The sequence below is a fragment of the Cellvibrio sp. QJXJ genome (genome assembly GCF_024452345.1).
Taxonomy (GTDB): Bacteria; Pseudomonadota; Gammaproteobacteria; order Pseudomonadales; family Cellvibrionaceae; genus Cellvibrio.
This window is the reverse complement of record NZ_CP101662.1, coordinates 3114049-3127618: the sequence shown is the minus strand read 5'-3', so window position 1 is coordinate 3127618 and position 13570 is coordinate 3114049. Positions and strand designations below refer to the sequence as shown.

Sequence of the window (13570 nt, the reverse complement as noted above, 5' to 3'; positions counted from 1 at the left end):
AATGTTACTGCGCCCGATGTTAATGATGAGCATTTTTTTGTTGCTATCCGCCTGCACAAGTTTAACCAGAGAGCCCTCGCTTTACGATGCGCTGGGTCAACGCGAGGGAATTGCCAATATTACCCATCAGATGATTTTAAATTTCGCACAAGACGAGCGGGTAAAACATCGCTTCAAAGGCGTGAATATGCAGAAATTTAAAATCGGATTTACCAATTATGTCTGCGCCCTGGTGCAAGGCCCTTGCGAATATCAGGGGGACTCCATGAAAACCATTCACGCCGGGTATAACTACACCAACACCGAATTTAATGCGATTGTGGATAATTTGATTTTGGCCATGGAACAATGTGGTGTGCCGGTGGCAACACAAAACCGGTTGCTCGCAAAATTGGCGCCGACTTATAAAGATGTTGTCTATCACTAGCGGTTAATAATTACCTAACCATTGATGATGTTGTTCGGGGTAGTCGCTACTTTGGTCGGGGTTTTGCAACTTGATCAAGCGGCGCTTGGACAGGTTGAGCCGTTGCAATCGGCTGCCGAAGTGTTGTCGAAATAAATCATCCATTGCACCCGATTTGCTCAAGGTCTGTAACCCACTTTGCAGTCGCTCTGCCAGTTCGGGGGCATTGGGGCTCACATAAAAATAAACCGGCAGCGGCATATAGAGCAGCAGGTTTTTTTCAATGGCCAGATTCTTGGCCCGCTCGCCGTCCAGCAGATAATTATCTTCTATTTCAATAATGCTCAAGGGTACAAACATATAGCGCTGCGCCGCTAACATTTTTAACAGGCTGGTCATGTTCAGCGATTCAGTTACCGCAAATTGATTGTGGGTGTAGACATGCCCCTCCCAGCCGCGTCCAAAACCCATCGATAATTGGCGCAGTTCGTTGAGTGCATAAATTTTGTCAAATAGCGCCTGGTTATCCTTGTGAATCAACAGCACCCGGTAGCCCATGGCGCCTTGCAATATAGGTTGGTCAATGCGCAGTAATTTCAACCGCGGCCCCTGCGCAACCGGAAAGCCAACCAGGCGATCAATATTCAACGCGTCGCCCGCAATCAACAACTCGTGTTTGCGTTCGGACGTGAGTGTCTGTTCAGAAAAATTGATGTGATAAGGGCCATGGCTGGCGCGCGTGGTTTCAAGCGCAGCGGCAATCAGCGCAAGATAATATTGTTCGCTGACCTGATGGTTATTGCCTATGTATTTAACCTGCAATACATCACCAGTGGCGGAGGCGGCAGAAAAGAGCGCGACTATGCCCATTAGCCTTAGAAAACGGGTCACCTGTACTTGAACAGAAGCCATAGTGTTGCACCACAGAATTTAAACGAGCATGGCTTAACTATACGACGCTTTACGAAAAATTCCTGCGCAAAAATTTATGATAACGGTTACATCTTGCGTCGGTAAGGTTAAGATGAATCCTTCGCAAGTTTGCTAAAGAATTATTATGAAAAATATCGTGATTGTCGGTGGTGGTACCGCTGGCTGGATGAGTGCGTTGGTTATGGCGCGCGAGTGGATTCAGCAGGGCGTCAGTATTCGTGTAATTGAATCTCCCGACATTGGCATTATCGGCGTGGGTGAAGGTTCAACACCTGCACTTAAATTATTTTTTGATCGTTTGCATATCGCGGAAAGTGAGTGGATGCCCGCATGCAACGCCACCTACAAATGCGGTATTCGCTTTGATGGCTGGTCGACCCACGCTGGTTTTGAATCCTATTTCCATCCTTTTTCGGCGGCCTTGGATCGCCAGACCTTGCCGATGTTTATGCACAACGCGCAAATGCGTTTGCGTGGTGCGGATGTTTACGCTCAACCCGATCGCTTTTTTATTGCTGCGCGTCTGGCACAACAATGCCTTGCACCTGTAGCGCCGGAGCATTTTCCGTTTGACGTGCATTATGGCTATCACTTTGACTCCACATTGCTCGGGCAATTTTTGCGGAAAAAAGCGCTGGCTCTGGGGGTTATTCATGAGTCTGCGCATGTCGTTGCGGTACAGCAACGGGAAAATGGTGATATTGCCAGCGTGCAGTTGGCGGACGAGCGCATTATTGCTGCTGATTTTTTTGTCGACTGCACCGGTTTTTCCAGCTTGTTGCTGCAACAAACCTTGCAGGTTCCCTTTATAAGTTACGCCAATAATTTGTTGAACAATGCGGCTGTGGCTATGCCTTCGGTTATCGGAGAAAAAATTCCATCGCAAACACTTGCGACTGCAATGTCGTGCGGTTGGGCCTGGCAAATTCCACTCACCAATCGCTATGGCAATGGTTATGTGTATAGCGCTGATTTTTGCTCGGCAGATCAAGCCGAAACAGAATTGCGTGCGCACTTGGGGTTATTGGATGCTGACGTACCGGTACGTCATTTGAAAATGAAAATTGGGCGGGTGGAGCAGCACTGGGCGCACAATTGTTTGGCGGTGGGATTAGCGCAGGGTTTTATCGAGCCGTTGGAAGCGACCGCGTTATTTTTGGTGCAGCAGACGGTCGCGATTTTTGCGGAATATTTTGCGCGAGGGGAATTTACCAATCAGTTACAGGCTGAATTTAATCAACGCATTAATAATCATTTTGACGGCGTGCGCGATTATATTGTCACCCACTACAAAACCAGTTCGCGGCGCGACACTGATTATTGGCGCGCTAACACCGCCAATCAGCAGGATGTATCGCCAGTCATGTTGGAGTTGTATCGCAGCTGGTATGCCGGTAAGGATTTAGCGGCGGAAATAGATAGATTGCAGCTCGGCCATTATTATCCGGCACCCTCCTGGTACAGCATTTTTACCGGCATGGGCATTGTACCCAAAGGTGAGCAGCTGCGTAGGGCAACTGCGGAGGAGGCGTGTTTTGACATCGCCGCTGTCGATGAATTTTTGCGTCGCTGTAGTTTGAACTTTAACGACCATCGCGCGCAGTTGATGCGCTGGCAATTATCGGGTTGAGGTGTTTTTCGGCCTGATTCTTATACCCATAAAAAAACTCTGCACCAGGCAGAGTTTTTTTATGGGCTTCCGGATTATTTGAACGGGAGGCTGGCTCCCGTTCTACCTAGAACTTGGCGCGGACACCCAGGGTATAACGAGCTTCATACACATTTTGGTTAACGACTACGTTGCTCCATTGCATGTAAGTCTCTTCATACTCTTCGGTGACATTGGTGCCTTGCGCATAGACCGTCAGGTTGTCGTTGATGTCATAACTAACCGAAACATCCACGTATGAGGTCGGCGCTTGCCACCAGGCGGCCGGGCTGCCGTCGTTCCAGGCGCGACCAATAAAACGCTCGCTGCGGTAGTTGTAGGCAACACGCGCTTGCCACCGGTCGTATTCGTACCAGAGCACGGCGTTGACCTGATCTTCCGAGTTATCGGCCATCGGCATGGTTGCGCCGTAGAAGTCTTTTTCGCCGCCGGTGCCATCAGTAAAGGTGTAGTTTACCGTTGCACCCAAACCACCCCAGGCGCCAGGCAAGAAATCAAACGCTTGCTGATAGCCCAATTCCATTCCCTTCACCACGCCGCCGTCGGTATTGCCACGGGTGGTCAGATCCATGGTTTCACCCGGTCTGCGGTTGACGCCGTCCGAGTCGGCGACAGTTGGAATTCGAACCGTGGTAGTGGCGATAGAGGTTTCTACATCCACACGGAACATGCCCAGGCTCAGGATGCCACTCTCGGTGAAATACCACTCGTAGCTCAAATCCAGGTTATCGGCGCGCCATGGCTCCATGTAGGGGTTGCCGTTTTGCGACGCGCTAACCACCTGGAACACACCCAATTCAGGGTTGTTATTGGTGGTATAGGTGCGACCCAGGCCCAGATCGTTGGCATCCAACTGGGTCATGGTTTTGGAGTAGGCCAAGCGCAACTTGGTGTCTTCGCTGGTATCAAAGGCGATATTGAAACGTGGCAGGAAGTCATTAAATTTGCGTTCAACTACCTCGGTACCGGCGATAGTCGGTGCAACACCATCCAGTGCCGGATACACCACGCCATCCACTGTCACCTTGGTCGTATCGACCGAAGGGATAAATTGGGTGATGTCGAGGCTGGTTTCTACGTACTGCATACCAAAGTTGGCTTGATATGGCAGGCCGGCTTCACCTTCAAACGAACCTTGAATGTAGAAGGTTTGGGTTTGGTCGCCCACCACAAAACTTTGTGAGCCATCTTTTTGTCGCACGTTGCCGGGGTAGAGCGCCTCGTGGAACGCCGCCGTATTTTTCATCGCTTTGGGGTTGATGAAGTAGTAGCTATTGCCATCGCTAGCCGGGCCAAAATCGCTCACCTGATGGATGTAACCCAGTTCTTGCAGCTCGGTGAACTTGAAGGTGCGGGCAATGGTGTCGCCATCTTTCACACCGGCGATACCTGAGTCTTTCCATTTGGAGTAGACAGTGACATCCGCGCCATTGGCATCTTTCACGGTAAAGGGAGCGATCAGGTCATATTGGTAGCGTTCGATTTCGCGGTCGGCAAAGCGATAGCCGAAGTCCAGTTTTACCCCGTCCTGGAAGTCGTAAGTACCGTCAACGCGGAACACGTCGAGCGTCGATTCTTCTTCGCGGTTTTGATGCGCGAAAGAGGAGACCAAGCCGTAGCTATTAATATCCTGACCAAAACCGGCGGGGTATTGAATGCTGGGGTGTTTGCCAGAGAAGTCGGCTACTACCGGTACGCGCTCGCCATTAGGGCCGTAACCACCCGGGTTAACCGGCGCTTTTACCCCACCATAGCTGGTTTGCAGACCGGATTGCATGCCGCTGGTCAGCAGTGCATCGGCAAAACTGCCGGTGTGATCGTTAGTCGCATTGCCGTGAGCATAGCGTACCGAGCCGCTCAGCTTGTCGGTCAGTTCAACATTGGCCTGCAGGTTAAAGTTCAGCGATTCGCGCTCATCCATTTGGGTTTCACCTTTGGCGATAACCCGCAAGGCATCCAGATTGGTGATCGATGAGGTGTAGAAATCTTTACCGGTGCCGTTCGCGTCCGCAGCTGGGCCGCGATTGATCAGGGTGGACGGGTCCGGCCTTACCCAATCGTACTGTGCCCAGGAGTTATCGGCGATCAAGCCGTTCACGTAATCGCCTTGGTCCATCTTGGTGTAAAAAACATCGGCCAATAATTCAACGCGATCATTCACCTGGAATTGGGTCGTTGCCGATACACCGGTGCGCTCGCGCTCCGCCATACGGTTGGTGACGCCGTAGTCGATGGTGCCAAAAACCTGGTCGTTGGTATCGCCATCGCCAGTGAGATCGGTAGGAGTACCGTAAGCTGGCCACAGCGGATCTGTACCTCTAACAGGCTGGGATGACTCGTTGTAACCGCGGAACCACCAGTCGCTGTACATACCGTAGCGGTAGTTGGCGAGAGTCGCTTCGGAGTTGGACACACTAATCAGTGCACCAAAGTTGTCGCCGTTATTAAAGCCTGCAAAACCATTCACTTTATGGCCGGTATCGTCATCGGTGTACTGGCCTTGTGAGGCTTCGGCAGAACCCGCAAAAGTCCAGCCTGAATCCAGGTCAAAGGGGCGACGGGTTTTCAGGTCGATAGTACCGGCAACACCGGCCGCCAGGGTTGAGGCCTGAGCAGATTTAATGACATCCACGCGCGACAGCAGTTCGGCGGGAATATCGGTAAATTCGGGTTGGGCGGTGGTGATAGAGCCCGCGCTCAGGAATTGTTCACCATTCAACAGGGTGCTCACCTGCGGCATACCGCGCACGTTCACGGTTGAACCTTCACCGGCGTTGCGGCGAATTTGAATGCCGGGTACACGCTGCAGCGAGTCGGCGATGGTGGTATCCGGCAGCTTGCCAATGTCTTCGGCGCTGATGGCGTCCACTACCGAGGCAGAATTGCGTTTAACACTGACAGAGTTGGTCAGTGACGCGCGAATACCGGTGACTACTACTTCCTCCAAGCCTTGGTCTTGTGCGTAGGCACCCGTGGCAAGACTGGCGGCGATCAGGGTAGAAAGTAATTTCCGGTTAAAACTTGCAGAACTCTTCATGCGTACGTCCTCTAGTTTTTGATTTGTTATGTCGTCTATTGCCCGTGAGGTTGCTCAAGACCAGGCGCTCGGTCGGGTGAGGCTTGAATATGAATTGCCGTCCCATGCTCGAGAAGGCGGAATCCTATTTGTAATCGTTTACATTTTCAAATGATTTGTGCGTAAAAAAAATTATAAAAAAGCGGGTGTTTTGATAGATAAAAATATTGGCTTCTAACGTTTTTTATTTATCTATATGAAAAATAACAACTTGTTAGTTTTATTTGAGGGTGGCTTTGGGCTTAATAGTTAAAACTATGACCTATGTCATCCATACAAAAATTTGCAACCGATTACATTAGGTTACATTTTTACACAGTATTGATAAAAAATAGTCATGGTCTTGGGGGGGAGTATTTATCGCGCTCTGTTTCAGTGGGGAGGGATTATCACTAGACTGGCGGCCGCGCAGCCTGCCTGCATCAACCCTGTTTGGCATTTAACGTGTTAAGGATGTTTCATGATTCCAACCAATATCATCACCGGCTTTTTAGGGGTGGGTAAAACCACGGCGATTAAACACTTGCTTGCGACTAAACCGGCGGGCGAGGTTTGGTCGGTGCTGGTGAATGAGTTTGGTGAAATTGGTATAGATGGCGCGCTGCTCAAAGAGAGTAACGCCCATGTGCGTGAGGTGCCGGGCGGTTGCATTTGCTGTGTGGCGGGGCTGCCGATGAAAATGGCGCTGAACATGCTTATCGCCCGCACCAAACCCGACCGCATTTTGATTGAGCCCACCGGCCTTGGTCACCCGGAAGAAATCATCAATACCCTGACCGGCGAATATTACGACACAGTGCTGGATTTGCGCGCGACCCTGACTCTCGTTGATCCGCGCAAGTTGAGTGACGAGCGCTATACCGGCAATGCGACATTTAACGATCAAATCGCCGTGGCCGATGTGCTGGTTGCCAACAAGATCGACCAGTGTTCGCCGCTGGATCGCGCCAATTTCGACGATCTTGTCGCCAGTTTTACACCACCTAAACAAGCGTCGTTTGCGGTGGAGCAGGGGGCTTTGCAATTGCCCTGGCTGGATTATCCGCGCCAGGCTCACACACTCGCTCACCCTGGCCTGCACGCGGCCGCCAAACCCAACCGCCTCAGTCCCCAGCGCGAGCTTTACAATGCGGCAATTAAGTTGCCGGAGGGTAAGGAGTATCTGCGCCGCGAAAATAGCGGGCAGAGGTTTTACTCCTGTGGCTGGATGTTCCAACCCGCAATCGTGTTTGACTTCAATCAACTCTTCGGCTGGATGACCGGGTTGGCGCTGGTGCGCGCCAAAGCGGTGATGAATACTGATCAGGGTGTCTACATGTTTAATGCCGAGCAGGGTGTACTGAGTGTGAAACCACTGGACGCGGACGCTGAGCTGGATCTGCTCGATAGTCGTATTGAGTTAATAGATGATCGATTGCTCGCGGTAGATGAGTTGGAGCAACAGCTGTTGGGTGCACGCCGGTTGTAAATTGTGCCAGCCCGCAAGCAAGGCAAGGTTTTGGGTGTTGCAATGGAAATATCACCGACTTAACGGTATTGGGCTAAGGTTAGTGGTAGGGTTTGCGCCGCAAAACCATGATTAGAATAAATCAGCAATAAAAACCAACACAGATAGACGGATCAGAGGTCAATAAAATGATGTTACTGCTTTCTTTACTCGCGATATGGATATTGGTCGCCGTGCTGACTTACCGTCAGGTGGCTTTGGCTGCTGCGTCATCGATTGTGATTATCGCCTGGCTGGTGCTCGGTGCTATCACCCCGGCTATGCTCTCCCCTTGGTTAGTGGTGCCCTTGGCATTGATTCTGGTTGTGCTCAATGTAGGTTCCGTGCGCCGCGCATTGCTCACCAAACCGGTGTTTGCCATGCTCAAAAAATCCATGCCGCCCATTAGCGCCACTGAGCGCGATGCTCTGGAAGCGGGTACTACCTGGTGGGAAAAGCAGCTGTTTAGCGGCCGTCCCGATTGGAATGAGTTTGCCGAAATCAGCCTGCCGCAACTCACCGCCGAAGAGCAGTCCTTTATTGATAACGAGGTCAGTGAACTCTGTGCTTTGTTGGACGAATGGAAGATCCAGAATGACCTTAAAGACCTGCCGCCAGAGGCATGGCAGTTCCTCAAAGACAAAAATTTCTTTGGGTTGATTATCCCCAAAGAGTACGGCGGGCGCGATTTTAGCCCCTACGCACAAAGCCGCATTATGAGCAAAATCGCCAGCCGTTCCGGCACGGCGGCGGTTACGGCGATGGTTCCCAACTCCCTCGGCCCAGGTGAGCTGCTGGTCAAATACGGCACCGAAGAGCAGCGCCAGCGCTGGTTGCCCGGTTTGGCGAACGGTACCGAGATTCCCTGTTTTGGCCTGACTGGCCCCGAAGCGGGCTCCGATGCGGGCTCAATTCCCGATACCGGTATTGTCTGCAAAGGTATGTTTGAAGGGCAGGAAGTCATCGGCCTGAAGCTCACCTTTAGCAAGCGCTGGATCACCCTCGCCCCGGTGGCAACGGTAGTGGGTTTGGCCTTTAAAGTGTACGACCCTGAAGGTTTGTTGGGGGATGCCAGCAAAACTGACTACGGTATTACCTGTGCATTGATCCCCGCCAACCACCCCGGTGTAGAGATTGGCAAGCGCCACAACCCCGGCTCACCCTTTATGAATGGCCCTATTTATGGGACGGATGTATTTATCCCCGTGGATTGGATCATCGGCGGCGCCGCCATGGCCGGTAAGGGTTGGCGCATGCTGATTGAATGTCTCGGTGCAGGTCGCGGGGTTTCGCTACCGGCACTGTCTACCGCCAGCGGTGAAATGAACTACCGCATGGTTGGCGCCTATGCGCGTATTCGTCGCCAGTTCAATACCGAAGTCGGCAAGTTTGAAGGGGTGCAAGAAGCTACTGCCGAAATCGCGGCGACCGGTTATACCCTGGAGGCGATGCGCCAGTTCGTTACCAAGGGCTTGGAAACCGGCGCACCGTCGGTAATGACCGCCATGGCTAAATATCACGCCACTGAACTGATGCGTAAATCGGTCGAGCACTCGATGGATGTGGTGGGTGGCCGCGCCATTCAAAAAGGCCCGCGTAACTTTTTAGTCGCTTCTTACCACTCGGTTCCGGTGGCGATTACCGTTGAGGGTGCCAATATTCTTACCCGCTCACTGATGATCTTTGGTCAGGGCGCTATGCGCTGCCATCCCTTCTTGTTTGAAGAGATGCAGGCCATGCAGTTGGAAAACGGCAGCGAGGGCCTGAAAAAGTTCGATAAGTTGTTTACTTCGCACCTTGGCCATATCGCCAACAACATGCTACGCACCAAATTGCTGGGCATAGTGGGCGGCCGGTTCAGCAGCCTGCCCGCCAATGCCGATGATTTCAGCAAGCGCTGGTATCAGCGCATTAATCTGCTGAGTGCGGCCTTAGCGTCCATGTCGGATATTGCCCTCGGGGTTTTGGGTGGCAATCTCAAGCGCCGCGAGTTGCTGTCAGCGCGCTTGGGTGATGTGCACAGCCAGTTGTTTATCGCTTGTGCGATTTTGAAATTCCACTCTGCTCATGCACGCACCCGCGCAGAAGATGCGCACGCAGAGTACGCCTTAACCCGGGCACTTTATATTGCACAGGAGGCGCTGCGTGACTTTGCCGATAATTTCCCGGTGAAATTCCTCGCCAAAGTGATCAGTTTTGTCGCTATGCCGTTTGGCAGTATTGTGAAGAAACCCAATGATCATCTGATTCGCGAACTGGGAGATTTAATTATGGAGGAGAATCCGGTGCGCACCATGCTCGGCCAGTACCTCTATGTCAGCCACGACCCGGAGGATGCGTTTGGTCGCGTAGAGGGGACCTATCAAATGCTTTTGTCACTTGGTCCTGTGTGGCAGTCATTCCTCAAGGCGAAAAATACCGGCAAGATCAGTGGCTCTTCTATCGAAGAGCTGGCCAAAGATGCGGCTGCTAAAAACATCATTCAACCGCAAGATGTGGCGCGAGTGGTGGATTATGATGCGCGCCGTTTCGATTGCCTGATTACTGACTCCTTCGACAAGCTCTAGGGCAAATGGTATTGGCAAGCATTAAAAAACCCGCTACGGCGGGTTTTTTAATGGGCGGGTACTGCAAACTCAGTGGTCATCAAGGCGATCGCTTGCCATCACTGAACAGTTGCGGCCTTGGGCTTTGGCTTGATAGAGCGCTATATCGGCGCGCTTGAAGGTGTCATTAAACTCTTCTCCCGGCAAGCGGTCGCTCACCCCAAAACTGGCAGTTACCGCGAGTGGGTTGTCCGGTTCAAATAGGGTTCCATCAATTGACAGGCGGATTTTCTCCGCCATGGCGATAGCAAATTCCTTGCGTTTATTGGGTAGCAGCACAATAAATTCTTCACCGCCCCAGCGGCCAAGATAATCCTTGCGGCCGATGGCTTTGGCGATAATGGTGGCCACTGCTTGTAAAACCCGGTCGCCAGTGTCGTGGCCGCGCCGATCATTGATGCGCTTGAAGTGATCTATATCGATCAGGATCAAGGCAAAATCCGGATTCGTGCCGGCACCGTTTTCGCGTTCATTCAGCGCGATCATAGTGCTGACAATCTGGTCAATACCAAAGCGGTTGTAGGCTTGGGTCAGTGGGTCGACGGTAGACAAACGGCGGAACTTGTCGGTTTCGCGGCGCAGTTCAGTAGTGTATTGGTTAAGGGTATTGATCACCTGTACATCGTGGCGTGACTGCTCGCGCAGGCGGATTAAATGGATGATGGCGTAGCTAAAAATACCCAGCAGCCAAGCAGTGAGAATCGCTAAATACCAGGTCTCCGCACTCACCCACTCACCCACAAATTCAATTTTCTCGATGATCATGTCGTAGTTACCCGGTTCCATACCCTCGGCGTAATCAATACCCAGGGTAGTAATATTGCTGCGCTCGGGCTGTGCATGGATGCGGGGAATGTTGAGTTGATCCAACCACCAGTCGGCCACCTTGAACTCACTCAGCTCAATACGCGTCTCACCTTGCAGGTCGCCGACAGGGATATTGACGGAGATAAACTTGCCGCTGTTGGCATCCTCCGGTGTGGAATAGGCGGGGTTGAAATTGCGCATTGCAAAGCGAATTTTGCGCGATTTGCCGATCACCCTCAGTTTGACATTCAGGTATGAGTAGCCTGATAAATCGGTTCCCTGCAGCCCGTCATTGGTCAGCAGTAAGTTGAAGCTGCAAGGGAAATAGGGGGCTGAGACTTCACGGGGAAATGTACAGCGCCAGTGAAGCTTGCGTTCATCCACCCAAAATGCCGCTGGGGATCCATCCCCACCTGGGCCGGCATGAAAAAAATAACTGGGGGTGTTGCTAGGTAAGAGGGTCAGGCGTTTTTGCGGTAGATATTGCTGTAATAACAGCGCGATAAGCGTGGCGGCTATGGCGAGCAGCAATATGGAATTGAAACGCTTGTCATTCATGGATTGGCATAATCATTTAGAGTAGAGAATTACCTTGCCTATTGGCGCTGCTTTTGTTTTTATCGCCGCTCTAAGGTTAGCAGTATTGGCGCGGTTGGTCGTTCTATATGTGTGCAATCGGACAATTGATTATTGGATAAAAAGAATAGCTTTGACGAGGTGTATTTTGAGAAGCTCGAAAGTGTTGAGTAAAGCCTAGGAAGTATAGTTAGGTTAGAAATACGGTCATAGTAATTGGTGTGCAGCTGTTATTATTTTTTGGCATTTGATATTTCAAATGTTCCGTGCAGAAGAATTCATAAGGTCACACTGAAATGGTAGGGCGTATAAATTAATAAGCACGCTTCAGAACTAACAACTATCCAAAGCGTGCATATGTGATTGGCGAATTATTACAGATTAGTTTGCTGTAGGCTTTTTGCCTTCAATGCATTGCGAATCATACAGGTTGGTATCACTAGTACGCTTGTCAAAAACATCAAGGCAATCCAGGTTATTAGTAGTTCTTTTATACTAATAGATGTTTTGTTTTCCAATACAGAATTAGAAACAGGTACAAACAATTCATCCTTGATTCCCACTAGTTCGGTACGCATTTGAGAGGCAATTCGCTCTGAAACATCAAAATACTCAGTCAGTTGATTTAGAATTCCAGGTAGGCGTGCTTTTGCCTGCGCAAGTGCTTCGATAGCGCCTGGATTTGCATTGGTAGGATGTTTGATTGCCGCTAGTAACTGTTCGGTCTCAGCAATAGTGCTTTTAACCGTGCTGATTTGTCTGGTTAGGCTTAACCACCTTTGGTTGAGTTGTTGGTTGTACTTTTCACGCTCCAGATCACCGGAAAGACTGGCCAGCTTGTCAAGTATGTCACTGTTAAGCTGGGGAGCTAGCATCTGGTTATTGGTATTTCCATCAGCGCCTAAACCAGCACTGGTGTTAGGTTGGCGATAGGAGTCTCGCACCGATGACGCTTCATACTCAAGGCCTTTGAGTTTGATATTTAAGCGGTTCAGTTTGTCGGTGTAATAATACTTAGACAGTTCTGGAAAGTTGCTTAAACCCTGTATGCGAATAGAGGCTAAAACACTGGCAATATCATAGTTGCTCAAGTCATCCAGAGCGTTATTAAGATCATTTAAGCGCATACCAGTTTTGGGGTCGGCGATGGTTTGAGAGCCTTCAAACTGGCTCAGCTCGTTAATATTGCCCCTTAGTAGATTAATTTTATCGGTCAATATATCCCCGGCAATCAGCAGCTCTTCTTCTTTTATAAGGGTTAGGTTCAATGATTTAGCTGTTGTTAAATGGGCTTGTATTTCAAGAACGCCCTTCTCTTTGATTGCTTTTTCTGCCCAAAGAGCAGGTAGGTCGGCTAGAACTTTTTCAGCGACACCTATCGGGATCACGTGCTTATCTAGGCGCCAGCTGATGAGCACTTCACCAGCAGTCGCTTGCACAATTTCTTCATCCATTTGTTTTTGCAGGTCGGCGATATTCTCTACCGTGAGTCGTTTGTCGCTCAGGCGACGACTGTAGCGTTCAATAATCAACGGATAAGTGGGGGAATAGGGGGTCGCGCTCAAACCACGCTGAAAGTCAGAGATCTTTAGTCCATAAGCGCTTAAATTATTGCGTTCAAATACTTGCTGTGCGATTGCAGGAGCAATTATATCGCTATGCGCAAATTTCGCGCCGCTGGGGAATTGTTGCAAGTGAGCATTAGGAAATGTCAGCCGAATAGGTTTGCTGTAAACGGTTTCTGGTGTTGTCGCGAGCGTTTGTATCGCTTTAACGGCGCCAAATATGGCTGATACAAGGACTAAAGCAACAAACCAAACCTTCCAGGTTTTTAGCAATGCGCGCAACAAACCAAGAAGGTCTATTTCGTCATCTTTATCATAGGTGCTATTTGTGTTTATTGGCGCTGGGTTGTTCTGTGACAAGATGAGCTCCTTAAGGGGCTGGATTAGGGGGAAAGTTGCTATATTGCTAATCCTTTGCAAATTACGCGGTAGCGCTAGTCCAAGAT

The 13570-nt window shown here is 50.5% G+C and carries 8 protein-coding genes; 4 read left to right on the top strand and 4 right to left on the bottom strand.

Going from position 1 to position 13570, the window contains the following annotated elements; genetic code table 11:
* Position 1 precedes the first annotated feature (1 nt).
* On the top strand, positions 2-427 hold the full coding sequence (locus NNX04_RS13590) for a group I truncated hemoglobin (protein WP_261946122.1): 426 nt from the start codon (positions 2-4) through the stop codon (positions 425-427).
* A gap of 3 nt (positions 428-430) precedes the next feature.
* Here the strand turns inward: NNX04_RS13590 and NNX04_RS13585 are convergent, their stop codons facing one another.
* Positions 431-1318, bottom strand: coding sequence for an amino acid ABC transporter substrate-binding protein (locus tag NNX04_RS13585; RefSeq protein ID WP_151054945.1), 888 nt, complete (start codon positions 1316-1318; stop codon positions 431-433).
* 145 nt (positions 1319-1463) lie between these two features.
* Here NNX04_RS13585 and NNX04_RS13580 point away from each other — a divergent pair, with 145 nt between their 5' ends.
* Complete coding sequence (locus tag NNX04_RS13580; protein WP_261946121.1) at positions 1464-2969, top strand: tryptophan halogenase family protein; 1506 nt, start codon at positions 1464-1466, stop codon at positions 2967-2969.
* Positions 2970-3075: 106 nt separating this feature from the next.
* Here NNX04_RS13580 and NNX04_RS13575 read toward each other — a convergent pair whose 3' ends face one another.
* Positions 3076-6045: a TonB-dependent receptor gene (locus NNX04_RS13575; RefSeq protein ID WP_261946120.1), complete on the bottom strand. Its 2970-nt coding sequence runs from the start codon at positions 6043-6045 to the stop codon at positions 3076-3078.
* Positions 6046-6544: 499 nt separating this feature from the next.
* Between NNX04_RS13575 and NNX04_RS13570 the strand changes: the two genes are divergently transcribed.
* A complete protein-coding gene (locus NNX04_RS13570) occupies positions 6545-7552 on the top strand; it encodes a CobW family GTP-binding protein (RefSeq protein ID WP_261946119.1) in 1008 nt (335 codons plus the stop codon).
* Between the two features lie 167 nt (positions 7553-7719).
* Entirely contained in the window at positions 7720-10137 is a 2418-nt protein-coding gene (locus NNX04_RS13565) for an acyl-CoA dehydrogenase (RefSeq protein WP_225318511.1), read from the top strand.
* A gap of 69 nt (positions 10138-10206) precedes the next feature.
* Here NNX04_RS13565 and NNX04_RS13560 read toward each other — a convergent pair whose 3' ends face one another.
* Together NNX04_RS13560 and NNX04_RS13555 are read right to left on the bottom strand one after the other, a co-directional pair.
* Positions 10207-11541 carry a GGDEF domain-containing protein gene (locus NNX04_RS13560; RefSeq protein ID WP_261946118.1) on the bottom strand — a complete coding sequence of 445 codons (1335 nt, stop codon included), beginning with the start codon at positions 11539-11541 and terminating at the stop codon, positions 10207-10209.
* A gap of 392 nt (positions 11542-11933) precedes the next feature.
* Complete coding sequence (locus NNX04_RS13555) at positions 11934-13484, bottom strand: hypothetical protein (RefSeq protein WP_261946117.1); 1551 nt, start codon at positions 13482-13484, stop codon at positions 11934-11936.
* Between the last annotated feature and the right edge of the window lie 86 nt (positions 13485-13570).

Bases quoted from the DNA above. Each gene is read 5' to 3' on its own strand.
- NNX04_RS13590 (WP_261946122.1), top strand. From the start codon at position 2: ATGTTACTGCGCCCGATGTTAATGATGAGCATTTTTTTGTTGCTATCC.
- NNX04_RS13585 (WP_151054945.1), bottom strand. From the start codon at position 1,318: ATGGCTTCTGTTCAAGTACAGGTGACCCGTTTTCTAAGGCTAATGGGC.
- NNX04_RS13580 (WP_261946121.1), top strand. From the start codon at position 1,464: ATGAAAAATATCGTGATTGTCGGTGGTGGTACCGCTGGCTGGATGAGT.
- NNX04_RS13575 (WP_261946120.1), bottom strand. From the start codon at position 6,045: ATGAAGAGTTCTGCAAGTTTTAACCGGAAATTACTTTCTACCCTGATC.
- NNX04_RS13570 (WP_261946119.1), top strand. From the start codon at position 6,545: ATGATTCCAACCAATATCATCACCGGCTTTTTAGGGGTGGGTAAAACC.
- NNX04_RS13565 (WP_225318511.1), top strand. From the start codon at position 7,720: ATGATGTTACTGCTTTCTTTACTCGCGATATGGATATTGGTCGCCGTG.
- NNX04_RS13560 (WP_261946118.1), bottom strand. From the start codon at position 11,541: ATGAATGACAAGCGTTTCAATTCCATATTGCTGCTCGCCATAGCCGCC.